The sequence below is a fragment of the Rossellomorea sp. YZS02 genome, from assembly GCF_033963925.1.
In the GTDB taxonomy this organism is placed as follows: Bacteria; Bacillota; Bacilli; order Bacillales; family Bacillaceae_B; genus Rossellomorea.
This window is the reverse complement of record NZ_JAXBLY010000020.1, coordinates 85477-107931: the sequence shown is the minus strand read 5'-3', so window position 1 is coordinate 107931 and position 22455 is coordinate 85477. Positions and strand designations below refer to the sequence as shown.

The 22455-nt window shown below is 45.7% G+C and carries 27 protein-coding genes; 13 read left to right on the top strand and 14 right to left on the bottom strand.

What is annotated here, in order from left to right; all coding sequences use genetic code 11:
• Positions 1-275: 275 nt before the first annotated feature.
• Both speB and speE read right to left on the bottom strand, forming a co-directional pair.
• Positions 276-1148 (bottom strand): agmatinase, encoded by an 873-nt coding sequence (gene speB / locus SLH55_RS18460; RefSeq protein WP_034765069.1) that lies wholly within the window; start codon positions 1146-1148, stop codon positions 276-278.
• A gap of 102 nt (positions 1149-1250) precedes the next feature.
• The gene (gene speE / locus SLH55_RS18455; RefSeq protein ID WP_219169534.1) at positions 1251-2081 is read right to left on the bottom strand and encodes a spermidine synthase; all 831 of its coding nucleotides are present in this window, start codon (positions 2079-2081) and stop codon (positions 1251-1253) included.
• A gap of 410 nt (positions 2082-2491) precedes the next feature.
• On the opposite strand from speE, the gene SLH55_RS18450 reads away from it, so the two are divergent.
• On the top strand, positions 2492-4552 hold the full coding sequence (locus SLH55_RS18450) for a PBP1A family penicillin-binding protein (RefSeq protein ID WP_320324221.1): 2061 nt from the start codon (positions 2492-2494) through the stop codon (positions 4550-4552).
• Positions 4553-4985: 433 nt separating this feature from the next.
• Here the strand turns inward: SLH55_RS18450 and SLH55_RS18445 are convergent, their stop codons facing one another.
• Complete coding sequence (locus SLH55_RS18445) at positions 4986-5489, bottom strand: YwhD family protein (protein WP_219169536.1); 504 nt, start codon at positions 5487-5489, stop codon at positions 4986-4988.
• Positions 5490-5503: 14 nt separating this feature from the next.
• Positions 5504-6109 (bottom strand): site-2 protease family protein, encoded by a 606-nt coding sequence (locus tag SLH55_RS18440; RefSeq protein ID WP_219169620.1) that lies wholly within the window; start codon positions 6107-6109, stop codon positions 5504-5506.
• A 257-nt stretch (positions 6110-6366) separates the two neighbouring features.
• On the opposite strand from SLH55_RS18440, the gene SLH55_RS18435 reads away from it, so the two are divergent.
• Positions 6367-6552 (top strand): 2-hydroxymuconate tautomerase, encoded by a 186-nt coding sequence (locus SLH55_RS18435; RefSeq protein WP_219169537.1) that lies wholly within the window; start codon positions 6367-6369, stop codon positions 6550-6552.
• Positions 6553-6686: 134 nt separating this feature from the next.
• The gene (locus SLH55_RS18430) at positions 6687-6875 is read left to right on the top strand and encodes a Vpu (RefSeq protein WP_219169538.1); all 189 of its coding nucleotides are present in this window, start codon (positions 6687-6689) and stop codon (positions 6873-6875) included.
• Between the two features lie 58 nt (positions 6876-6933).
• On the opposite strand, the gene SLH55_RS18425 is transcribed toward SLH55_RS18430, so the two are convergent.
• The 3 genes from SLH55_RS18425 to SLH55_RS18415 form a co-directional block, all read right to left on the bottom strand.
• Positions 6934-7443: a YwgA family protein gene (locus SLH55_RS18425; protein WP_219169540.1), complete on the bottom strand. Its 510-nt coding sequence runs from the start codon at positions 7441-7443 to the stop codon at positions 6934-6936.
• A 61-nt stretch (positions 7444-7504) separates the two neighbouring features.
• Positions 7505-8806, bottom strand: coding sequence for an HD domain-containing protein (locus SLH55_RS18420; protein ID WP_320324220.1), 1302 nt, complete (start codon positions 8804-8806; stop codon positions 7505-7507).
• Positions 8807-9073: 267 nt separating this feature from the next.
• Positions 9074-9298 (bottom strand): DUF1450 domain-containing protein, encoded by a 225-nt coding sequence (locus SLH55_RS18415; protein WP_034765044.1) that lies wholly within the window; start codon positions 9296-9298, stop codon positions 9074-9076.
• Positions 9299-9543: 245 nt separating this feature from the next.
• On the opposite strand from SLH55_RS18415, the gene SLH55_RS18410 reads away from it, so the two are divergent.
• Positions 9544-10362 (top strand): RsfA family transcriptional regulator, encoded by an 819-nt coding sequence (locus tag SLH55_RS18410; protein WP_320324223.1) that lies wholly within the window; start codon positions 9544-9546, stop codon positions 10360-10362.
• Positions 10363-10709: 347 nt separating this feature from the next.
• Here the strand turns inward: SLH55_RS18410 and SLH55_RS18405 are convergent, their stop codons facing one another.
• Positions 10710-11552 carry a lipoate--protein ligase family protein gene (locus tag SLH55_RS18405; RefSeq protein ID WP_320324219.1) on the bottom strand — a complete coding sequence of 281 codons (843 nt, stop codon included), beginning with the start codon at positions 11550-11552 and terminating at the stop codon, positions 10710-10712.
• A gap of 233 nt (positions 11553-11785) precedes the next feature.
• Entirely contained in the window at positions 11786-12757 is a 972-nt protein-coding gene (pta, locus tag SLH55_RS18400) for a phosphate acetyltransferase (protein ID WP_219169546.1), read from the bottom strand.
• Between the two features lie 300 nt (positions 12758-13057).
• Between pta and hemQ the strand changes: the two genes are divergently transcribed.
• The 3 genes from hemQ (at position 13058) to gerQ (ending at position 15001) form a co-directional block, all read left to right on the top strand.
• The gene (gene hemQ, locus SLH55_RS18395; protein ID WP_219169548.1) at positions 13058-13804 is read left to right on the top strand and encodes a hydrogen peroxide-dependent heme synthase; all 747 of its coding nucleotides are present in this window, start codon (positions 13058-13060) and stop codon (positions 13802-13804) included.
• Positions 13805-14080: 276 nt separating this feature from the next.
• Positions 14081-14503 carry a cell wall hydrolase gene (locus tag SLH55_RS18390; protein ID WP_219169550.1) on the top strand — a complete coding sequence of 141 codons (423 nt, stop codon included), beginning with the start codon at positions 14081-14083 and terminating at the stop codon, positions 14501-14503.
• Positions 14504-14554: 51 nt separating this feature from the next.
• Complete coding sequence (gene gerQ / locus SLH55_RS18385; RefSeq protein ID WP_219169624.1) at positions 14555-15001, top strand: spore coat protein GerQ; 447 nt, start codon at positions 14555-14557, stop codon at positions 14999-15001.
• A 48-nt stretch (positions 15002-15049) separates the two neighbouring features.
• Here the strand turns inward: gerQ and SLH55_RS18380 are convergent, their stop codons facing one another.
• The 5 genes from SLH55_RS18380 to SLH55_RS18360 all read right to left on the bottom strand — a co-directional run bounded on the left by SLH55_RS18380 (position 15050) and on the right by SLH55_RS18360 (position 17461).
• Positions 15050-15421 carry a DUF423 domain-containing protein gene (locus tag SLH55_RS18380; RefSeq protein WP_226675509.1) on the bottom strand — a complete coding sequence of 124 codons (372 nt, stop codon included), beginning with the start codon at positions 15419-15421 and terminating at the stop codon, positions 15050-15052.
• Positions 15422-15441: 20 nt separating this feature from the next.
• Positions 15442-15729: a YwdI family protein gene (locus SLH55_RS18375; RefSeq protein ID WP_320324218.1), complete on the bottom strand. Its 288-nt coding sequence runs from the start codon at positions 15727-15729 to the stop codon at positions 15442-15444.
• An 80-nt stretch (positions 15730-15809) separates the two neighbouring features.
• Entirely contained in the window at positions 15810-15986 is a 177-nt protein-coding gene (locus SLH55_RS18370) for a uracil-DNA glycosylase (protein ID WP_226675506.1), read from the bottom strand.
• Between the two features lie 38 nt (positions 15987-16024).
• The gene (locus tag SLH55_RS18365) at positions 16025-16696 is read right to left on the bottom strand and encodes a uracil-DNA glycosylase (RefSeq protein ID WP_320324217.1); all 672 of its coding nucleotides are present in this window, start codon (positions 16694-16696) and stop codon (positions 16025-16027) included.
• A gap of 15 nt (positions 16697-16711) precedes the next feature.
• The gene (locus SLH55_RS18360; RefSeq protein WP_320324216.1) at positions 16712-17461 is read right to left on the bottom strand and encodes a DUF4230 domain-containing protein; all 750 of its coding nucleotides are present in this window, start codon (positions 17459-17461) and stop codon (positions 16712-16714) included.
• Between the two features lie 151 nt (positions 17462-17612).
• On the opposite strand from SLH55_RS18360, the gene SLH55_RS18355 reads away from it, so the two are divergent.
• From SLH55_RS18355 to SLH55_RS18330, 6 genes are all read left to right on the top strand, one after another.
• The gene (locus SLH55_RS18355) at positions 17613-17963 is read left to right on the top strand and encodes a general stress protein (RefSeq protein WP_320324215.1); all 351 of its coding nucleotides are present in this window, start codon (positions 17613-17615) and stop codon (positions 17961-17963) included.
• Between the two features lie 508 nt (positions 17964-18471).
• On the top strand, positions 18472-19281 hold the full coding sequence (gene pdxK / locus SLH55_RS18350) for a pyridoxine/pyridoxal/pyridoxamine kinase (RefSeq protein WP_320324214.1): 810 nt from the start codon (positions 18472-18474) through the stop codon (positions 19279-19281).
• A 169-nt stretch (positions 19282-19450) separates the two neighbouring features.
• Positions 19451-19798, top strand: coding sequence for a YojF family protein (locus tag SLH55_RS18345; RefSeq protein ID WP_320324213.1), 348 nt, complete (start codon positions 19451-19453; stop codon positions 19796-19798).
• 37 nt (positions 19799-19835) lie between these two features.
• Positions 19836-20519, top strand: coding sequence for a bacillithiol biosynthesis deacetylase BshB2 (gene bshB2 / locus SLH55_RS18340; protein WP_320324212.1), 684 nt, complete (start codon positions 19836-19838; stop codon positions 20517-20519).
• Positions 20520-20689: 170 nt separating this feature from the next.
• The gene (locus SLH55_RS18335) at positions 20690-21418 is read left to right on the top strand and encodes an ABC transporter ATP-binding protein (RefSeq protein ID WP_219169572.1); all 729 of its coding nucleotides are present in this window, start codon (positions 20690-20692) and stop codon (positions 21416-21418) included.
• On the top strand, positions 21408-22424 hold the full coding sequence (locus SLH55_RS18330; protein ID WP_219169574.1) for an ABC transporter permease: 1017 nt from the start codon (positions 21408-21410) through the stop codon (positions 22422-22424). The genes SLH55_RS18335 and SLH55_RS18330 overlap by 11 nt, the downstream gene beginning before the upstream one ends.
• The last annotated feature ends 31 nt before the right edge of the window (positions 22425-22455 follow it).

The window sequence follows — 22455 nt, the reverse complement described above, 5'->3', positions numbered from 1 at the left end:
GTTGATTGGAGCGGAAGGTGCTCGACTCCTGCGGGAAACGCTGGACAGGTGAGACCCCGCAGGCGTAGCCGAGGAGGCTCACCGCCAGCCCCGCGGAAAGCGAGCACCTGTAGCGGAAATCAACCGCCACTCGCTACTTCAAAAGCAACAATGTATACAAAAACAGCTTTTGTAAAAGAGGTCCGTCCCTCTAATTGGTTTATATGTTTAAAACTTTAAACATATAATATAAAAATACAGCCCCCTCTGTCAATCAGAAAGGGCTGTGAAGTGTTTTATTTTACCCAACCAAGAAGCATCTCACGGATCAGCTTACTTGCCGTATTCGCTGTCTGCTCGGATGGATCATAAATTGGCGCTACTTCTACAAGGTCTGCACCAACGACATTGACGTCAGAGTGAGCGATCGCATGGATCGATGCCAATAATTCCTTCGAAGTGATTCCGCCGCAGTCCACGGTTCCAGTTCCAGGAGCGTGGGCAGGGTCCAATACGTCGATGTCGATCGTTACATAGACAGGACGTCCTGCAAGCTGAGGAAGGATTTCCTTCAACGGCTCAAGCACTTCAAATTTAGAGATGTGCATGCCGTTTTCCTTTGCCCATTGGAATTCTTCCTTCATCCCTGAACGGATTCCGAATGAATAGACGTTCTTCGGTCCGATATGCTCAGCGATCTTGCGGATCGGAGTTGAGTGGGATAATGGCTCCCCTTCATACTCTTCACGAAGATCCGTGTGAGCGTCCATATGGATAATCGCAAGGTCCGGGTATTTCTTCGCGATGGCTTTCATGACCGGCCATGAAACAAGGTGCTCGCCACCCATTCCGAATGGGATTTTCCCGTCGCCAAGAAGGCCGTCGATATAGTCTTCTATCATATCGATGCTTCGCTGCGGGTTACCAAAAGGAAGCGGAATGTCACCTGCGTCATAATATTTCACTTCTTCAAGCTCACGGTCTAAGTACGCACTGTACTCTTCCAATCCGATCGACACCTCGCGGATACGGGCAGGACCGAAACGGGAACCCGGACGGTAACTCACCGTCCAATCCATCGGCATCCCATAAAGGACTACCTGGCTATCCTCATAAGAAGGATGACTCTTAATAAACACATTACCTGAATAAGCCTCATCAAAACGCATATTCTTCAACCTCTCTATTTAGAGGGACGGACCTTGGTTCAGGCCCGTCCCTCCTTGATATTATAGGATTTCACCTTGAAATTTGAGGTCCGTCCCTCAAACTTATTTTGTCAGGTCTTTAACGAATTTCGGCAGGGCGAAGGCTGCGTTGTGCAGTTCCGGTGTGTAGTATTTGGTTTCGATGTCGTGGAAACGCTCTGCAGGTACTTCGATTGGGTCGTGCTTTTTGGAGCCGATGGTGAAAGCCCATAGGCCACTTGGGTATGTTGGGATATTCGCTGTGTACAGGCGTGTGATTGGGAAGATTTCCTTCACGTCGCTTTGTACCTGGCGGATAAGATCTGCCTTGAACCATGGGTTATCACATTGAGCGACGAAGATTCCGTCTTCTTTCAATGCTTTCGAGATTCCTGCGTAGAAACCTTTTGTGAATAGGTTCACTGCTGGTCCGACTGGCTCAGTGGAATCCACCATGATTACGTCATATTCGTTTTCACTTTTCGCGATATGCATGAAGCCATCGTCCACTTGTACGTCCACGCGCTCGTTTTCTAATTCTCCCGCAATCTCCGGAAGATATTTCTTCGAATACTCGATCACTTTTCCATCGATTTCAACAAGAACCGCTTTTTTCACGCTCGGGTGCTTTAACACTTCACGGATGACGCCGCCGTCTCCGCCACCTACAACCAATACTGTCTCTGGGTTCGGGTGCGTGAATAATGGAACATGTGCGACCATTTCATGATAAACGAACTCATCCTTCTGGCTCGTCATGACCATCCCGTCAAGGAACAGCATATTGCCCCACTCTTCTGTTTCAGCCATTTCTAGATATTGAAAATCCGTTTGCTCTGTATGTAAAGTCTTCTTGATTTTCATTGTGATTCCGAAGTTTTCTGTTTGTTTCTCTGTGTACCAAAGTCCACTCATTGTTTCAACTTCCCTTCTTGTTTTTCAATTTTTATCGATTTTCTCGCTGCTGCCGTACCAAGCTGAAAAAAATCGTATACCACTAGTTTGAGTTTTCACACGTTCACCTAGAGGACAAAGTTAAGCGAAAGCCTGACATAACGGGCTTTACTCCTATTTATAAAAACATCCGCAAAGGACGTCATTTTTATCCTTCCCTATCATGATAAATACAAACATGAGAAAAAGTATAGTGGAATCTAGCAAAATTTCAAGTGAAATTTTTTCTAAACCTTTGAGGTTTAAAATCTCGTAAATCTTTTCATACTAATACTACACGTTAATCAGTATAAACCAATGCACTGATATAAAAAAATCCAAGGTCCGTCCCTCAAGAAATGCGGGCCTTTGCAGGGAAAGCAGGGAGAGGTATGGAACTGATGGCTCGAATGGAGAAGACAAAAAAATATGCGAGATTTGCAGTGGTGGGGGCCCTCGCGGCTATGGTCCTCTTTATGCTCGGGATCATGGGGGTTTTGATCTACGCCAAGGTCCAGGGTCCCCCGCCTCTCGCCGTCCCTCAATCTACTTTGATCTACAGTGAGGACGGTTCTGTCATAGGAGAATCAAATACAGGGGAGAAGCGCTATTGGGTCGGGCTGAAAGAAATTTCTCCGGCCCTCATTGAAGCGACCATTTCAATCGAAGACAAAAGCTTCTACGAGCATTACGGATTTGATATAAAACGGATGGCAGGAGCGGCACTCGCCGACGTCAAAGCCATGTCGAAGGTACAGGGAGCAAGTACCATTTCACAGCAATACGCTCGCAATCTATTTCTTTCCCACGATAAAACGTGGAAACGAAAGATCTCAGAAGCCCTCTATACAATAAGAATCGAGATGAACTACTCCAAGAAGGACATTCTAGAAGGCTATTTAAATACCATCTATTACGGACACGGTGCATATGGGGTCCAGGCAGCCAGTCAGTACTATTTCGGAAAGGACGCCAATCAATTATCCGTATCCGAAGCGGCCATGCTTGCCGGGATACCGAAAGCACCATCTTACTATTCACCCGTTACTCATATGGACAATGCCAAGAAGCGTCAGGAGCTTATCCTTCAGTCCATGACCGAGGACGGGTTCATATCTAAGGAGCAGCAAGCCGTTTCCAAAGCAGCCCAGATCCGCATCACAGGCGAACATGCCCATGAAAAGGTAGAAACCGCCCCCTATTTTCAAGATGTGGTGAAAAGTATCTTGCGTTCGGACTTGGGAATTGAAGAACGTACCATCGAGATGGGCGGCTTGAAAGTCTATACGACACTCAACCCCAATCATCAAAAGGTTGCTGAAAAAGTCGTGAAGGAACAGATTTCCGAAGAATCCGATATCCAGCTTGGATTCGTCTCCATGAATCCGAAAAATGGGTATGTGACGGCTCTCGTCGGGGGACGGAATTATGAAGAAAGTCCGTTCAACCGTGCCGTACAGGCCATCCGCCAGCCGGGATCGACCATCAAGCCGCTTCTCTACTATTCTGCCTTAAAGCAGGGGTTTACGCCTTCTACCACGATGAAGAGCGAATTGACGTCCTTCACGTTCGATAATGGAAAAAAGTATGCCCCTCATAATTACAACAATAAATATGCAAATGGTGATATCACCCTTGCCCAGGCAATCGCACTGTCTGATAACGTCTACGCTGTGAAGACCCACCTCTTCATCGGCCAGGACACCTTGCCCGAAACGGCAAAAGAAAAGTTCGGCTTAACGACCAGGGTGAAGAAATACCCTTCATCGGCTCTCGGGACATCCGGGGCAAGAGTCATCGATATGGTCAACGCCTACAGCATCTTTGCCAACGGCGGCTACAAAGTGAAGCCCGTCTTCATTACGAAAGTGGAAGACTGGTCCGGGAACGTCATTTACGAACATGAATCGAAAAAAGAGCAAGTACTCGATCCGGACCTCACCTATGTCATGACCCATATGCTGACAGGGATATTCGATCCGAAGCTCAATGATTACTCGACGGTGACAGGGATCCAAATCAGAAAAGACGCGACCCGTCCCTACGCAGGTAAATCCGGCACGACCAACACGGACAACTGGATGATCGGCTACTCCCCTCAACTGACCGCGGGAGTGTGGACCGGATACGACAGAGAAAAAGAAATCTCACTCGTCGACGATAAATACTATGCCAAGAAAATCTGGGTCCACTTCATGGAAGAAGCTTTAAAGGATGAACCGGTCAAAAACTTCAAACCGACAAAAGGCGTCGTCGGTGTAGCAGTGAATCCGCATAACGGACTGCTCGCCACTGAAGATTGCCCGGTGCAGCGCTTCACCTACTTCGTGAAAGGAACCGAGCCGACGGAATACTGCCATGAACATTTAGGGGAAAAAGAAGCTCCGAAAGAACAGGCACCGGAGAAAAAGAAAAAGTCTTGGTACAATAAAGTAAAGGATTGGATTTTTTAACAGAAAAGCGGAGGCGGCTTGGTCAGGCCCGACAAGCATAAGACAAGAACGTCGGAAAGGCGCTCTTTGCCTTTTTGGCGTTCTTGTCTTATGACCTCGAGGGACTAGCCGCCGGAGCTGGACATCTCCAAAAGCGGAGGTAGTCTTTCTAGAAAAATGAGTGTTCACCATTTGGCACAAGTTTCCCGTGAACTGACACAAGTCAAACCGAAACCGGCTCAACGAAATCCCATTTTACCGAACCAACCCCTAATCACACACTATATAGCTATAAAACCAAAACGAAAAACCCCGGGTTTGTGCGAACCCGGGGTCTTTCATGTCCTAGTTTATGTGCAAACTGTGATTTAAGTGTACTTTTTTTCTTCCATAAGGGCAAGATGTGAACGACATATTCAAATAAATGTCACAGTTTGTTCACAAAAGGATGATTTTATATTTTTAACGCTTCCTTAAGCTCATCCTTTGAGCGTTCCCACATGCCTGCATCATGCTTCGTTAAAAAGTCCTTGAGAATGCCTTTGGATTTGTCGTCCAGATGGTCAAGGACGATCTTCCGTTTGATGGACTTATCCATATTATTCACGTGCTCCGGCATGGACTTGTAGCCTCTGCGCTTTTCGCGGTTCACGACGAGCTCACAAGCTGTCACTCCTGCATAGTACGGGCCGTCTTCCATCCGGTCGATGGTCACCCAGATCAGCCAGTACGGCTTACCGCCTGCGGAGTCCTCGCGGTTATTGGTGAATTTGATTCCTTTTTCGATCGGGCTTCTTGCGTGCATGGCACCGATCTCGATCGTTGCTTCCCCTTCTTCTACATCAATCATGACAGGGGAGACATTATCAAGGCTCAATGAACCTACCCCGTAACCACCGTGGCCGTCTGTCGGATCACTTTTGATGATGTTGAAACCAATGTTCTTTTTCTTTTCCATGAAACTTCACTCCTCTAGCTAAAGATTGAAAAGATCGTCGTGAATATCGCACTGAATGCCTGGTTGGTCGCAGTCATACCACCTTGTAATAGCGGCCAGATCGTAAATTCGTCAAGCGGCGTGATCACAATGATCAAAAAGAGTAGAACGCCGTATTGCTCATACTGGGACAGTTTTGCCCTGACATGATTCGGGGACAGATCCTCTATGATCCGGTACCCATCCAGTGGAGGGAACGGCAGTAAATTAAACACGAATAATAATACGTTCAAGTAAACGATCATCTGCAAGAGATCAATGATGAACGGTGGAACACCGACACCACCCGTCACCCCTACAAAAAAGTAAAAGATCCCGAAGGCAATGAACGCGAGCAGGAAGTTACTCAGTGGACCTGCAACGGATACGAGCACTCCTGCCAGGCGCGGGTTTTTGAAACGGGATCTCATGACCGGAACCGGTCGTGCCCAACCAAAGCCTGCAATTAATATTAAAAGGGTCCCAAACGGGTCCAGATGTTGAATCGGATTTAATGTGAGTCTTCCTTGATCCTTCGCTGTCGTATCCCCGAATTTGTATGCCACAAAGGCGTGGGCGAATTCATGAACCGTAAAGGCCATGACGAGGGCGATCACGACGAACGGGAGCTCCTCCAATCGGAAGACGGAAATCGACTCAAAAAGTGAGCTAATGGTATCCAAAGTATGTATACTCCTTTAAAAAATGATTTACTTCCTTATTCCATAGTATACAGAAAAATTCCTGCATTCATGACATTATCATATCAAACTTGCTCTCTCATTCCCTACCCATTACATTTAAAGAGTACGAGCCTACCACAGATTGTACCAAATCCCAAAGCAAGGAGCGAATCATAATGCCTTATATCACCGTCAAAATGCTCGAAGGCCGTTCAGAAGAACAAAAACGGGCCCTCGTCGAAAAAGTGACAACAGCCGTAAGCGAAACAACGGGAGCACCTGAAGAGAAAATTGTCGTGTTCATCGAAGAAATGACAAAAGGTCACTATGCCGTCGGCGGTAAGAGACTGAGCGATCAATAATTCATCTAAGTCTGCCTGCTCTCAAGGCAGGCTTTCTCTTTATCCCTCCAAATGGATCTATTCAGAAAAAATGGGCAACATTCACATCTGAAGAATACGATATACCATACACATATGGAAAGGATTTGAGTGATATGGACTTCAATATCGGCGATGTCGTCTTCCAACTGTTCATGATGGCTCTCCTTTTAGCCATTGTCGTGTTCTTTTTTATGGTGGCAAAAGGATGGCGGAATAGACGGATCCAGCAGCAGAAACAAGATAAGCAAATTGAAGAAAAGCTTGATCGGATCATTGAAAAAATGGATCAGACACCTAAATAGTGTGAAAAGGGGATCGCCTCAAAACGGGCGATCCCCTTATCTCATATAAGAACGTTCTCTACTGAACGATTTTTTTCGTTTTTAGTCCTTCGATGTAGGCGAAGGCTTCGTCGATTTCTTCTTCTGTGTATTTCTGCTTGCTCTTGAGTGTGAATACTTTCTCCACGACTTCTTCTTTTGGAAGGTTGTCAAAATATAAGACGGTTGAAACCAGTTCAAGGAAGCGTGCTGATTGTATGTTCATATCCGTGAGGCAATCCTTTAAGTGGGGCATTTCCTTTTCATAAATCTGCAGGAAGTCTTCCCCTTCTTTCGTGACCGTGTAGCGGTATTGGTAATATCCCCCCTTTTTCTCCTTTACTTCCGAAATGAACCCCATATTACAGAGTTCCTCCACCCGAAGCGTCAATTCTTCCGAATACGGGCCATAAAAATGAAATTGAAATTTTTCCTGAAACGGGAATTCAAGCTTCTTGGCGATAAATATCATCTTCTGAAGCTTCTTCCTTCCCACCACTTCGCCAGAGGCTAAGAAGGCACTCATCAGTTTTGCATGGTCTTTCAACAATGTACTTCATCTCCTACTCCTAGTATCGCATATGTCAGATCCTCATTGGCTGTAGTGTCATTTATGTCAGTTCTAGAATCTTCCTTATTTGTCTCTTAATATTCTTCTTCGTCGATTCGTCATATAGTAAATCCACTGGATAGTATAATTTGTGGTCGGTCCGGCGCTTTCCGGAGATGGAATCCACGATGTCCGACTGCCTGGACAATTCACGAAGCTCCTCATTCTTCATTAACAAATGAATCGGGAGCCGTTCCTCTTCCTCGCCCGGCCTGTAGAAATCGTAAGGAAGGTCTGAAGATGAGTCCACCACCAGGTAGTAATCGGGATCAATCCCCGCCTTTTTAAAGAGGGCTTCAAGCTCACTGTGCTTCTTGTACTCCTTCGCAGGATCGAACTCGACGTACTTGAAGAGATTCCTGTTCATGAACCTCTCGCACAAGTCCCGTAATATCGGATCTTCTTCTTCCTGCCAAATTTGAAAATAATACATGATGACCGCTTCATCCAGCTTTAAATAGTCCTGAAGCGACACTTCACCCTCAAATAGGGAGTAGAAATGGATCGGGCTTTGCTTGAAGGAGTAAAACTCTTCATGAAGCTCCTTCGCCCTATGTAGAATCTTCGTCAGGATCACTTCTGCACTTCTCGTCACCGGATGGAAGTACACCTGCCAGTACATCTGATAACGGCTCATGATGTAATCTTCCACGGCGTGCATCCCGCTTTGCTTGATGACAACCTGATCTTCACGCGGCCTCATGACTCGAAGGATCCTCTCCATGTCGAAATGACCGTAACTTACCCCTGTAAAATAGGCATCACGTTGCAAATAATCCATGCGGTCGGCGTCGATTTGGCTTGATATCAGACTGACGACCAACTTGTTACTGTACGTCTTCGCAATCACTTCCGCCACATGCTTCGGAAATTCCGGAGCGACCTTGCTTAGAACCGCATTCACCTCGGTATCTCCCAGGATGATGGCTTGTGTGAAGTGCTCATGATCGAGGTGGAACACCTTTTCAAAGGAATGGGAAAAAGGCCCGTGCCCGAGATCGTGCAATAACGCCGCGCATAACGACAATAACCGTTCATCCTGATTCCACTCCGGCCTTCCTGCGAAGACATCGTCCACGATCCGGCGGATGATCTCATATACGCCAAGAGAATGGTTGAAACGGCTGTGCTCAGCCCCGTGAAAGGTCAGATAGGTGGTCCCGAGCTGCCTGATCCGGCGGAGTCGCTGAAACTCTTTTGTCCCGATCAAATCCCAAATCACGCGATCTTTTACATGAACATAGCGGTGAACAGGGTCTTTAAATACTTTTTCTTCATGTAATTTCTGCTTGGCATACTCCATCTTCTACCCTCTTCCTAAACTAGCATATTTCTATTATAGCGACTTACGTCCTGGTCTTCATCTCGAATTTTGTCGAAAAAAATAGGTGTTTGGCTTCTGAATGATCAGTCCCAAGCGTTCCGATTTCTTCAAAAAAAGTTGGACGCTTGACAAAAAACCTCTCCTCAATTAATTCTCTACCCCTTAACTAGTTTCCTTTTCCTTAAGGGCGCAAACCTTTATTTTTTTCAAAAGAAAAGAAAAAACTCCCTCAGGTGGAAGTTTTCTTTATTTCTTTATTTTCTTGATTACTTTTTCCATGAGCTCTTCTTCTGTCAACGCCGCTACAGGACGATTATTCACAAATGCGAATGTTTTCTTGCGCCCTGGACCACAATAGGATTGGCACGCAATGTCGATCGGTGCATCCGGGTCGATTTCTTTTAATTTTGGAATCAAGGTCTTTAAGTTAACGGCCTGACAATCATCGCAAACACGAAATTCGTTTGCCATCTGTCCACAACCCTTTCTATCTATTGAAATGGATTTTATTCATCGTAAACATCGATTTATAGAATACAGTTTTCTGTCATGTATTGCAAGAACACATCATTTCCAGCTCCTCAAAAGCCCACCGATACAACGAAACTAGCAGACAGAAAATAATTTTAGCATATTCGTATAAAAACGGTGAAAATGGTCCATCCTTTTATCAACGAATACTTTAAGAAAACTTTGGGAGTTGAGATGAAATGATGATGAAAACAAGACAGGATGCCTGGACAGAAGAAAATGATCTATTATTGGCCGAAACGGTCCTGCGACATGTCCGTGAAGGCAGTACACAATTAAATGCCTTTGAAGAAGTCGGAGACAAGCTGAACCGCACGTCCGCCGCATGTGGATTCCGCTGGAACGCCGTCGTTCGCCACCAGTACGAGAAAGCTCTTCAACTAGCAAAAAAACAGCGTAAGCAGCGCCATCGCATTCTCGGCAAAGATCAAGGCGGCAAGAAAAAGCTATTATATCAGCCACCTACCCCTTCATTTGAAGATTTAGATGCTATGTCTCTATCAATGTCTGAAGCTGAAGAAGAACTGGAATTCGCCGCCGAGTACGAAAACTACGTACCGGAAACGGAACAGCTGGGGAAAGAAACCGAACAACCGCAGCAGAACTATGAGGTGGAAGCAAGTGAGGAACAAGTCTATGTGGCGCAACAGGCTCCTGCAGCTAATCATGTGGTGAAGCCATCGGCATTAAAAGGGGAAGTCACACTCGAGAAAGTGATCGCCTTCCTGCAGAATCTGGCCCAAACCAACATGAACTCAGACTACGTAAAGATTGAAAATCAACGATTGAGGCAGGAAATTTCCGATATCCGGAAGGAAAACGCCGAGCTCGAGAAGAAAGTCAAAGCCCTTGAAAACAATTCCGTCACGATGCAGGAAGACTACGAAACATTGATGCAGATCATGAATCGTGCCAGAAAGCTCGTCGTGTTCGATGAAGACGAGTCAAAGGCACCCCGTTTTAAAATGGATCGTAACGGTAATTTAGAAAAAGTGGCTGAATAGATGGATTCCCAACCAGTGCGCCTGTGGGCGTGCTGGTTTTTTATTGGGATTAACCAAGAATCTCTTTCTACAAAACTTAAAGTTTGTTCATTTTGGTTAAAAACTGTTATCTAAACCTGGTTTGTGCTGATATAGAGTGGGTATTGGGTTCAAGGAGGGGCGTGTATCCTCACGATTGCGTCATTTCTGAATTTATTGCGTCAAAATCCGGGGTGATTGCGTCATTTCTGAATTTATTGCGTCAAAATCAACCATAATTGCGTCATTATCTACTTTTTTGCGTATTTTACCAATTTTAACCAACAAAAAACCAGACCCCGATCCACACCGAAGTCCAGCTCTCCCATTTATCCCAACACTTTCTCATTCCGATCCACGACCCGCTGATAATACGTTTCGTACATCCCATACTCTTCCCCTTGAAGGGCGCTGCTATAAAACTCACCGCTGAACTCTTTCAACGACTGCAGGAATCGCAGCATGACGTCTTGTATCGATAATTCGACTCCCAGGAGCTCCGATAAAGAGGCCATCACTTCAGGCTCAATGTCAGGGAACGTAAATTTCGTCGTCGCATCCTTCAATCCTATCTCATAAAAACGCTGAATCAGCTTCGCCCGTTCAGAGCCGCTTCCGTCCACGCAGAGGTATACCTGAACGGCTACCCCGTTCCGGATCCTCCGCTGGGAGATCCCGGCAAACTTCTGATCATTGATGCTGAGGTCATAGCTTCCCGGACAGTACGACTGTGTAATTTCCTTCGCTTCGATCTCCACGTCGAAATCCTTGAACATATCCTGAACGAGTAACCACATGGCATCGTAGCCCCGGTTAATGTCTATGCCCTTTTCTGAATCCGGGAACACCAATGATAGGTTCAAAACCCCTTCATCCAATACCACTGCTAATCCACCCGAGTTTCGCACAATATATTGATAGCCCGCTTCTTCCAACACCTCCAGGGCATCCGAAAGAAACGGCAGCTTTGTATCCTGTATACCCAACACGACCGTTTGATGATGGACCCACGAGCGTGCCGTCGGGTCTGACTGGCCTGCTCCGATCACCGTGCATAATGTGTCATCCATGGCGAACGACTGCAAGGCCCCGAACATCGGTCCTAAACTTGATTGATCAATCACTCTCCATCGATCTTGACGAAGCAGTGCATATGCTTTTTCTTTATCCATAACGCTTCTCCTTCACTGACAACATGCGAGCTCATTATACCATATGAATGGAGTTTGCTAAAAAAGGGGGGACAATCAAGGGTTCGTTTTTGGTTTGCCTGTTAAAAAGGGCATTCATTTTGACAGCTGAATGTCCATCATTCTTTACCTGTCAAAAATAGAATGAACTTTAACAGTCAAACAAAAAAGCCGGACCTCCAAAAGGATCCGGCTTTCCATTACATGCTATTTAATTACAGCGCCTGAGCCGCCGTAATCAACGCAAGCTTATACACATCTTCTTCGTTACATCCGCGAGAAAGATCGTTCACAGGAGCGTTCAATCCTTGAAGGATCGGGCCTACTGCTTCGAAATTCCCTAGGCGTTGAGCGATTTTGTATCCGATGTTTCCAGCTTCAAGGCTTGGGAATACGAATACGTTGGCATTACCTTGGATGTCGGCACCAGGTGCTTTTTTCTCTGCAACCGATGGAACGAAGGCAGCGTCGAATTGGAATTCTCCGTCGACCGTCAGTTCCGGTGCTTTTTCTTTTGCGACAGAAACGGCTTCAACAACTTTTTCCGTTTCTGGTGATTTGGCTGAACCTTTTGTAGAGAAGCTCAACATCGCAACGCGTGGGTCGATGTCGAACATTTCGGCCGTCTTTGCGCTTTCGATCGCGATTTCGGCTAAGTCCTGGCTGTCAGGTGAGATGTTGATGGCACAGTCAGCAAATACATATTTCTCGTCTTCGCGTACCATGATGAATACACCTGATGTTTTACGGACGCCTTCTTTTGTTTTAATGATTTGTAACGCCGGGCGAACGGTATCAGCTGTTGAATGAGCTGCTCCGCTTACAAGACCATGAGCCTGTCCCGTGTAGACAAGCATCGTCCCGAAGTAGTTTCCGTCCAGGAGGATTTTCTTTGCGTCTTCTTCAGACGCTTTTCCTTTACGGCGTTCTACGAATGCTTTCACAAGCTCGTCCATTCCAGGGAATGATGCCGGATCGACAACATCACATCCGTCAAGCTTCACACCAAGCTGATCCGCTTTTGTATTTACTTCATCCACGTTTCCGACTACGATCGGTGTCAAGATGCCGTCGCTTGCCAAACGGGATGCTGCTGTCAGAATACGTTCGTCTGTCCCCTCAGGGAATACGATCTTTAACTCTTTGCCTTTTACTTTATCTGTTAATGTGGTAAATAAGTTGCTCAATAGAGGAACCTCCTTGATTTATACATATCCAATCTTAGAATACTCTTCTCATATAGGAATTCAAGGAAAAGGAGAAATGATATCGGTTACACACGAAAAGTCTTTGTTTTCTAATAATTCCTTTTCTCTTTTACCCGTTCCTTCACCATCCTAAGCATGCTACCTAGGATAGTCTGTTCCAGAATTCCCCGGTCTATCCACGATTTGTGCCATTTTAGCGACATTGGGTTTTGTAATCTTACTCTAAGGTCAAACTATGATATAGTAAAGTTGGAAATAGTACTTTAAGGAGTGATTACGTTGGCAGAACCGGCACAAACATTAGATGGTTGGTATTCCCTGCATGATTTTCGCGCGATGGACTGGACTTCATGGAAGATGCTTCCGAGTGAAGAAAGAGACTCTGCGATTGCAGAATTCCACGGATTTTTAGATCGATTGAACAGTACGCAGGATGCAAAGGAAGGAAGTCATGCCCTCTACACGATCGTCGGGCAGAAAGCGGACTTCATGACAATGATCCTTCGTCCGACAATGGAAGAATTAAATGAGTTGGAAAATGAATTCAACAAGCTGAAAATCGCTGAATTCACGATCCCGACATTCTCATATGTTTCTGTTGTGGAACTGGGTAACTACATGCCTTCAGAGGGCGACCCTTACGAGAATCCGTACGTACAGGAACGCATCTATCCGATCCTGCCGAAAGCGAACCATATCTGCTTCTATCCGATGGACAAGCGTCGCCAGGGCAATGATAACTGGTATATGCTTCCGATGGAAGAGCGTCGTGACATGATGAGAAGTCACGGGATGATCGGTCGCCAATATGCAGGAAAAGTGAAACAGATCATTACAGGTTCTGTTGGCTTTGATGATTACGAATGGGGCGTCACCCTGTTCGCCGATGATGTGCTTCAATTCAAAAAGCTCGTATACGAAATGCGTTTTGATGAAGTAAGCGCCCGCTACGGTGAATTCGGTACCTTCTACGTAGGAAACCTGTTAAAAGAAGAAAACATTGCGAAATTCCTTCATGTGAACTAACCATACGAAAAACGACAAGTCCCTTTGGCTTGTCGTTTTTTTATTAGATAGGAGCTGGTTGATTTCCGCTCCATGTGCTCGCTTTCCGCGGGGCTGGCGGTGAGCCTCCTCGGGAATCTTGGGCCTGGAGCGGAAAGGAATGGTCCAATCATTAAACAACCACTCATCTTAAGAGTACATTCCCCCTGCTTCTCCAAAAACACAAGAATATATTATTCCCCCCCTACATAAACATCAAATAGTGAGACATAGCATCTTCTAAAGTGAGGTGGGAAGATGGGTGTTATTCCTTATAACGAGAAGGAAGTAAAGCTCCTGGCTCGACTGATGAGGGCTGAAGCCGAGGGTGAGGGACAGCAAGGAATGCTGATGGTCGGGAACGTCGGGGTGAATCGCGTTCGGTCCGATTGCCTTGACTTCAAGAAGTTGGCGAATCTTCAGGATATGGTATTTCAAAGTCCAGGTGGATTCGAAGCAACCCAGAAAGGATACTTTTATCAACGGGCGCGGCAAAAGGAAATCGATTTGGCGCGGAAGACCATCAAGGGCAGCAGGTACCACCCTGCTTCGTATTCCCTTTGGTTCTTTAAGCCTGCGGGCAATTGCCCGGCCGAGTGGTATAACCAGTCCAATGCGGGACGATTCAAATCCCACTGTTTCTATCAACCCACTAAAGGTGATTGTCCGAAAGTATATTAATTTCATTCAAAGGAGGTATTCGGTTTGGCGAACCAACAATCAAACCCTTATATGCAAGGGTATAATCAATCTGCCTATAATCCTTATGGTCAGTATTACGGTGGTGGTCAAGGTCAAGGACAGTATTATCCCCAACAGCAAGGTGGTGGCGGGAATTATTCGATCCCTTCACCGACAAATGCTCCAGCACCTTCTCAAAATGTCCCGGGGATGCTTCCGATAGAAGAATCGTACATTGAAAATATTCTTCGGTTGAACAAAGGAAAAGTAGCGACGGTGTACACGACATTCGAGAACAACAAGGAATGGAATGCCAAGGTATTCAAGGGGATCATTGAAGCCGCTGGACGGGATCATCTGATCCTGAGCGATCCACAAACCGGGACACGGTACCTCATTCCGATGATTTACTTAGATTACATTACATTCGATGAAGAAATTGAATATGAGTACCCATATGGTGCAGGTGGTTCGATGCAAGGTTACTCCCAACGTTAAAAAAATACCCTGTGAGGAAGCTGACTTCCTTACAGGGTATTTTCATGTTTATAATGTTTTTGCCGCAAATATGACGAGAAGGATCCAGGCAGCGAGGAAACTTACTCCACCCAGGGGTGTAATCGCCCCGAGCACCTTAATGCCGGAAAGACTCAGTACATATAGACTTCCTGAGAAGAGAATCGTACCGATCAGCATCAGCCATCCTGACCAGGAAAGCAGGGATGTAGGTGTTACATTTCCCATCAACACCCCGACGATGATGATCCCGATCGCATGGAACATTTGATAGAGAACGCCTGTATTCCATGTATCAATGTATTTCTGTGAAATCTTCCCTTCCAATGCGTGAGCACCGAACGCTCCCAGTGCAACGGATAAAAAGGCATTGATGGCACCGATAATGATAAATGTTTTCATGGTGAACCTCCTACGTTTGTTTAAAAGTCAAATAATGAATTGCCATTGGCTCCGTCATCCGTTTCAAGAGGCTCTTCCTTTTGGATGGTGACGGGTTTCTGAACCTGCTGGGGTTCCTGGAAGTAGGTTTGCTGGGGCCCTGAATAGGTCGGTTGGACAGATGACCCATTGTTTTCCTCAAGCAATACTTCGCACAGGGCTTTTATTGAATACACATGTTCACGGATCTGCTGGGACTTTTCTGCAGCCTTCGCCTTTCCGAGTTCATGTTCGATTTTCTTGATTAATGTTTGATGTGGGATATTCACTCTTGTTGACTCCTTCCACAAGGTATCTCATACAGTATGTACGTCTTTATCCTAATTCTTATTGAAGGATTTCGCAAATATCATCTTTGTTTTGCCTTGAATTTCATACAGGGACTTCCCGAAGATTGAAATACCACCAGTGAAGGCATTGCTTTCGTTTTGAACCCGTACCCTTTGCACCCTCTGGGATGAGCCTGTTCCCACGTCGTATAGAAATAGTGACATTGAAAGCAGTTGATCCGTTCTTCTTTTTTCATGCGGCATCCTCCCCCCGAGTGTTTCACGTGAAACATTTCTATTCTATGCACCAGTCGATCTCGTCCATTCCAGCTTCATGGAGGAACGCATTACTTTTCGAAAAAGGTCTGCTTCCGAAGAATCCCCGGTGGGCCGATAAAGGACTCGGGTGTGGTGCAGACACAACACAATGCCTGGATGAATCGATGAGGGACTGCTTCGATTGGGCAGGCTTCCCCCAAAGTATAAACACCATCGGCTTCTCTCGCTCATTCAATACAGAAATGACGTGGTCGGTGAAACGCTCCCACCCTTTCCCTTTATGGGAGTGGGCCTTGCCATCCTGCACGGTCAGGACCGTATTCAACAAAAGGACACCCTGTTCCGCCCATTTCACCAATGAACCATGAGAGGGAACCGCACATCCAAGGTCTTCTTGAAGCTCTTTGTACATATTTCGCAATGAAGGAGGGATCTTCACCCCTTTTTTCACTGAAAAGCTCAGTCCTTCTGCCTGATGTGGGCCATGATAGGGATCCTGGCCAAGCAGGACAACCTTGACATCCTCATACGCCGTGTAGTGAAACGCGTTGAAAATGTCATGCATATCAGGGTATGTGGTGTTTGTTTCATATTCCCCTTTCAACCATTCTCTTAAATGCTGATAGTATTCTTTTTGAAGTTCATCTTCCAATATATGTGCCCAATCATTTTGAAAAATTGCCGACACTAAGAGACACCCTTTCTAGTTACGGAAATCAATCGTCACGTCGTATCCGATTTGTTCAAAGAAACCCTTCAACGACTTTTCAGCGTTCTTCTCCGCTGCCTGAAGAATGCCCTGTTCGATCGCTTCCTGACTGATTTGATCCTTAGCGACTTCTGCAAGGGCGAACCCTTCATTCCAATCCACATCGTTCCTGAAGATGCCTTCAACCGAAAACGTCTTTATGTTGTCCGTATCGATCGACGGCTCTTGAAGGATCTCTGCGCGGGGCAGGGTGAGTGTGATTTTTTTCTTTTCATCATCCACTACTATATCCTTCTCATCAATCCCTTGTAAATCGACCCCCGCAAGGACCGTTCCGGGAACAACCATCAGAAGCTTCCGTTTCGTTCCGGGCAGATTCGCATTGATTTCTTTACCGAATAATTGATTATCCTCCTGCTCGATCACGGCCTTCACGAACCCTTGGGCCGTAGCCAATGAGCTCATATCCTGGATCCGTTCGACAAAGGAACCTTTTTCTTCTGTGAAAGTCGAACCGGATAACCACGAATATATCCCGATAGATGCTCCTCCCGCCAATAGTGCGACTACCAGAAGGATCAGTCCCACTCTCTTTTTCCACATTGTCACAATGTTTCTTGTCACATTCCACCGTCTACTGCTTCTATTGTCAATCGCCAATGAGGCACTTGTTTCTCTTTCGGTTGCTTTTAAATCTGCCAAAATCGCTTCCATTTCCTGTATTCTTTTGTATTGACTTGTCATTTCTTCCACCTTCCTCTCTTCTATTATAGGAAATAATGTAGAATCTTGGAAACAATTATTCTGCTGGAAAGAGTTTCTATTTTATGGAAAGTTTCAAAATGGAATAAACGGGAAAAGAAAGGGCAAGACAAAAAACTGGAGGGTATTGAACATGTATAAAGTCCAGACAGCTGAAAACGCGGTAGAAGCAAAAAAAGAAATCGAAATGTTCACAAGCGAAGGTTACACGAAAGATGACATTTACGTATTCGCACATGACAAACACCGCTCTAAACACATTACCGAAGCAACCGGGACAGAATCCACTGGAATAAAGGAACAGGGTATCCTTGAATCCATGGGGAATATGTTTAACAGCCGCGGAGATGAACTGCGCTCGAAAATGAAGTCTGTCGGCATGAATCAGGCAGAAGCCGATGCCTATGAAGAAGAACTGGATAAAGGAAAGCTTGTCATCGTCGCTTCCAAGGAAGCAACGGATAATAATGCCAAGCCTTTCTAAGTTTATCAAGTCCTTTTGAAGTGAATTTTTTAAAACATCATTGGTATAAGAAAGTAAAACTCGCCGTAGTAAATTTGGCGAGTTTCTTTATTGAGGAACCAGCGAAGTAAAATAAGCGGAGTTTTTCCTGTTATCTCGAGAATGGAACTTGTTTTGAGGTACATAAGCAGAGGTTTTCCGCTTATGTACAGGAAAATCACTAGTTTTTGTATTTTTTTAGTCAATAGACGGAATGCTTCCGCTTATTTCAGCCTTTTTTACTATTCATGGCGAATTAAGCGGAGTTTTTCCGTCTATTTAATCAGCTCTGGGACATCGCCTGATCTCTCAAACGGATAAGTACGGCCACCATGCCTGATGCGGTGATCGGCAGCTATAAATGCCCAGCCTCAATCGCAATGCTGTCTACTTCCCGTCATACAAACTCAAAAGGATTTGTAATTACCCCGTCGATATTATATTCTTTAGTCAGACTTTTACGAGCTATTTTCATAGGAGGAATGCAACCATGACATTAATGAAAACACTAACGATTGCCGGTTCCGATACGAGCGGAGGCGCAGGGATCCAGGCCGATCTTAAAACATTCCAGGAGCACGGTGTATACGGAATGACTGCCCTCACGACCGTGGTGACCATGGACCCAAACAACCACTGGCATCACAACGTTCATCCATTGTCCATCGATACACTTGAAGCACAACTGGAAACGGTCCTGTCTGTCGGGATCGATGCTATGAAGACTGGGATGCTCGGCACTGTTGAAATCATCGAGCTGGCAGCGAAAAAGATCGATGCATTCGGGTTAAATAAAGTGGTCATCGACCCCGTCATGGTATGTAAAGGTGAGGATGAAGTCCTACACCCTGAAACCACTGACGCCATGAGGGAACATCTCTTGCAGCGTGCGACTGTCGTAACACCTAACCTGTTTGAAGCGGGTCAGCTTGCCCAGACGGGTCCGATCAAAACGATTGAAGAGATGAAAGAAGCAGCCAGGAAGATTCACGATCTTGGCGCGAAAAACGTCGTCATCAAGGGCGGAAAGCAATTACAACACGACAAAGCTCTTGATTTATTTTATGACGGAAATGAATTCACCCTCCTGGAAGAAGAAAAAGTAGAAACGTCCTATAATCACGGGGCAGGGTGTACATTCGCCGCAGCGATCACCGCCAACCTTGCCAACGGACAAGAAGTGAAAGAAGCGGTACAAAACGCCAAAACATTCGTCACAGCCGCCATCAAACACGGCTTCAAACTGAACGAATACGTAGGACCCGTCATGCACGGAGCCTACAACCGATTCGAAAAATAATCCCCCGGCCAAGTAGTGCCAGGCACGAATGAATCCTTTCGTGCCTGGCACCTTTTTTTGGAGGGACGGACCTCTCCTCCTCAATCATACTTTTCGCATTCACTCATGAATTTTAGTAAGATAGTACATAATGGTTATGAGTCTTTTCTGTACTTAAGGAGGAAAAAGAATGGAACCGATCAAGATTGCCGATGTGCAGGGTATCATCACCCAGCTTGCACGTCAGGACGTTTATATACATTTAGAAACCACCAACGGGGCCTATGCATCCCACTTCAATGAGGGCTTCTTCTCGGCGGGGGCATATATCCGCAACGCGAAAGTCAACTATGAGCACGGAAAAATCATCGGGGACGGACCTTACCGTGTCGGTTTGAAGATCGAACTCGGCTGGATTTATGCCGAAGGACTGACTCATTATGAACTTGATGAACACGGCCGCCTGCTCCTTGCAGGACATGGCGGGGACGGGAAGCTCGCCGTCGCACTTGAAATCAGTCCGAAACCTTTCAATTAAACTACTTGAACTTTATATATAAAAGGAGAGGTCAAAAATGGAAAAAGAAAGACAGGTACTTGTCATCTTTCCTCACCCGGATGATGAAGCATTCGGTGTATCAGGGACGATTTCCACGCATGTAAACAATGGAACGCCGGTCACCTATGCATGCCTCACATTAGGGGAAATGGGAAGAAACTTAGGGAATCCCCCCTTTGCGACCAGGGAGTCCCTCCCTTTAATCCGGAAAAAAGAGCTGCAAAAAGCTGCCGATGTGATGGGGATCCAGGATCTGCGCATGATGGGCTACCGGGATAAGACCCTTGAATTTGAAAATGATGAAAAGCTTTCGAATATGGTGACGGAGCTAATCGAAGAATTAAATCCGTCCCTCATCATCACATTCTACCCTGACTACTCTGTCCATCCGGATCACGAAGCTACCGCAAGAGCCGTCGTACGTGCGGTCCGTCGCCTCCCGAAGGCATCAAGACCGAAGCTGCACTGCCTGGCATTTTCGAAGAATTGTGAAGAAGAGCTGGGCAAGCCCGATGTCCTCGTCGATATCAGACCGGTGAAAGATCAGAAAATCGGCGCTATGAAGGCACATATCTCTCAAACAGCCTGGATGCTGAAAGACCTTGAAAAAGGCATCCAGCAGAATGATCCCGAAGCGCTAAGATGGGTGACCGTCGAACGATTCTGGAGCTATCAATGGGAAAATGACAACGTGAAATAATCTTTTGAAAAGAGTTTGAGCCAATGGCTCAAGCTCTTTTTTTATTGTCCTCTTCTATAAATGAATTTGGAGAATATATTGTAGTGAGTGATTACTCACTTTACAAAAGACCGTACATAAATTATAGTATAAGTGAGTAATCACTCATTATTTGGAAAGGTGTGATTCATATGGATTCCATTCTCCAACTAAAGAATCTATCGAAATCATTCGGCTCTCAGGAAGTGCTCAAAAACGTTTCCCTCAACATCCCAAAAGGAAATATCTATGGTTTATTAGGTCCTTCCGGGTCTGGGAAAACGACGTTAATCAAGCTGATGATCGGACTTGAAACGCCGTCATCCGGCAGTGTCACCTATAAAGGAAACAAGCTGAAAGCGAGTGAGCTGTACCCGGCCATCGGATACATGGCTCAATCCGATGCCTTGTACGATGAATTAACGGCAAAAGAAAACTTATCTTTCATGGCTTCCCTCTACGGATTAAAAAAGGCCAAACGGAAAGAACAAATCGAAAAGGTGATGACGACAGTCGATCTGTTGGAACACCTCAATAAACCGGTCCATCAGTATTCGGGAGGGATGAAACGACGATTATCCCTTGCCATCGCCCTCCTCCACGAACCTGAAGTCCTGTTCCTCGATGAACCGACTGTCGGGATTGATCCTGTCTTACGGAAAGACATCTGGGATAGCTTCCATCGGCTGAAAGAGGAAGGCAGGACCCTGATCATTACGACCCACGTCATGGATGAGGCAGAAAGATGCGACCAACTCGGCCTGTTGCAACACGGGGAAATCATTTCAAGCGACACCCCTGATGCCATTAAAGAAACGTATGGCGTCTCTTCCATTGAAGATGTCTTTTTGAAAAATGGAGGTGTTTCCATTGAGAATTAGAGGATTCGTCGTCCGTATCCTTCAGCAGCTTCTCCGTGATAAACGGACGTTGGCACTGATGTTCCTGGCTCCGCTACTTATACTCAGCATGCTTTCCCTAGTGTTCAACTCTAAGGACTATGATGCCAAGGTAGCCATAGTGGACCTTCCACAGCAGCTGGAGGCAAAATTCGATACACAGGATTTCCAATCCTACACTGATCCCGAACAGGCATTGAAGGACGTAAAAAGTGGAGAGCTCGATGGCTATATCTCATTCGAAGACCCCACCTCACCGTCCATTACCATTGAAGGCAGTGACCCTACCGTCAATGGGGCCGTCATGAAAAAGATTCAGACATTGTTCCCTTCTGATTCACAGAACCTTTCTGATGAAGTAAAGTATGTGCACGGAAGTAAGGACATGGAGATGTTCGATTCATTCGGACCGGTACTACTTGGATTTTTTGTCTTTTTCTTCGTCTTTTTAATCAGCGGGGTATCTTTTTTAAGAGAAAGAACAACGGGAACATTGGAGAGACTGCTTGCTTCTCCGATTAAAATCTGGGAAATGGTCGTCAGTTACGTGATCGGGTTTGGAATCGTGACCCTCTTACAAGCATCCTTGATTTCATGGTACTCGATCTACGTTCTGGATATGATGATGAAAGGCAGCTTCTTCAACGTCTTGATCATCATCGTTTCCTTATCATTCACCGCACTTACTCTTGGAATATTGCTGTCCGCTTTTGCTAAAAATGAATTACAGATGATGCAGTTCATTCCGATTGTCGTCGTTCCACAGATATTCTTCTCGGGACTATTCAATTTGGATACCATATCTGAGTGGCTGAGCTGGATCGGACCTTTCACCCCGCTCTATTATGCGGCCGACGCATTAAGGGATATCATGATACGGGGCTATGCATTCGAAGATTTACTCTTTAATTTATCAGTCCTGATCGGCTTTTCTCTACTCTTCATCGTCCTGAATGTTGCAGCCCTCCGAAAATACCGTAAAATATAGGGTAGGAATGAACGACAAGTTAGGGGTTTAA

Coding starts and splice junctions, on each gene's coding strand:
- speB (WP_034765069.1), bottom strand. CDS start 1,148: ATGCGTTTTGATGAGGCTTATTCAGGTAATGTGTTTATTAAGAGTCAT.
- speE (WP_219169534.1), bottom strand. CDS start 2,081: ATGAGTGGACTTTGGTACACAGAGAAACAAACAGAAAACTTCGGAATC.
- SLH55_RS18450 (WP_320324221.1), top strand. CDS start 2,492: ATGGAACTGATGGCTCGAATGGAGAAGACAAAAAAATATGCGAGATTT.
- SLH55_RS18445 (WP_219169536.1), bottom strand. CDS start 5,489: ATGGAAAAGAAAAAGAACATTGGTTTCAACATCATCAAAAGTGATCCG.
- SLH55_RS18440 (WP_219169620.1), bottom strand. CDS start 6,109: ATGGCCTTTACGGTTCATGAATTCGCCCACGCCTTTGTGGCATACAAA.
- SLH55_RS18435 (WP_219169537.1), top strand. CDS start 6,367: ATGCCTTATATCACCGTCAAAATGCTCGAAGGCCGTTCAGAAGAACAA.
- SLH55_RS18430 (WP_219169538.1), top strand. CDS start 6,687: ATGGACTTCAATATCGGCGATGTCGTCTTCCAACTGTTCATGATGGCT.
- SLH55_RS18420 (WP_320324220.1), bottom strand. CDS start 8,806: ATGGAGTATGCCAAGCAGAAATTACATGAAGAAAAAGTATTTAAAGAC.
- SLH55_RS18415 (WP_034765044.1), bottom strand. CDS start 9,298: ATGGCAAACGAATTTCGTGTTTGCGATGATTGTCAGGCCGTTAACTTA.
- SLH55_RS18410 (WP_320324223.1), top strand. CDS start 9,544: ATGAAAACAAGACAGGATGCCTGGACAGAAGAAAATGATCTATTATTG.
- SLH55_RS18405 (WP_320324219.1), bottom strand. CDS start 11,552: ATGGATAAAGAAAAAGCATATGCACTGCTTCGTCAAGATCGATGGAGA.
- SLH55_RS18390 (WP_219169550.1), top strand. CDS start 14,081: ATGGGTGTTATTCCTTATAACGAGAAGGAAGTAAAGCTCCTGGCTCGA.
- gerQ (WP_219169624.1), top strand. CDS start 14,555: ATGCAAGGGTATAATCAATCTGCCTATAATCCTTATGGTCAGTATTAC.
- SLH55_RS18380 (WP_226675509.1), bottom strand. CDS start 15,421: ATGAAAACATTTATCATTATCGGTGCCATCAATGCCTTTTTATCCGTT.
- SLH55_RS18370 (WP_226675506.1), bottom strand. CDS start 15,986: ATGAAAAAAGAAGAACGGATCAACTGCTTTCAATGTCACTATTTCTAT.
- SLH55_RS18360 (WP_320324216.1), bottom strand. CDS start 17,461: ATGACAAGTCAATACAAAAGAATACAGGAAATGGAAGCGATTTTGGCA.
- SLH55_RS18355 (WP_320324215.1), top strand. CDS start 17,613: ATGTATAAAGTCCAGACAGCTGAAAACGCGGTAGAAGCAAAAAAAGAA.
- pdxK (WP_320324214.1), top strand. CDS start 18,472: ATGACATTAATGAAAACACTAACGATTGCCGGTTCCGATACGAGCGGA.
- SLH55_RS18345 (WP_320324213.1), top strand. CDS start 19,451: ATGGAACCGATCAAGATTGCCGATGTGCAGGGTATCATCACCCAGCTT.
- bshB2 (WP_320324212.1), top strand. CDS start 19,836: ATGGAAAAAGAAAGACAGGTACTTGTCATCTTTCCTCACCCGGATGAT.
- SLH55_RS18335 (WP_219169572.1), top strand. CDS start 20,690: ATGGATTCCATTCTCCAACTAAAGAATCTATCGAAATCATTCGGCTCT.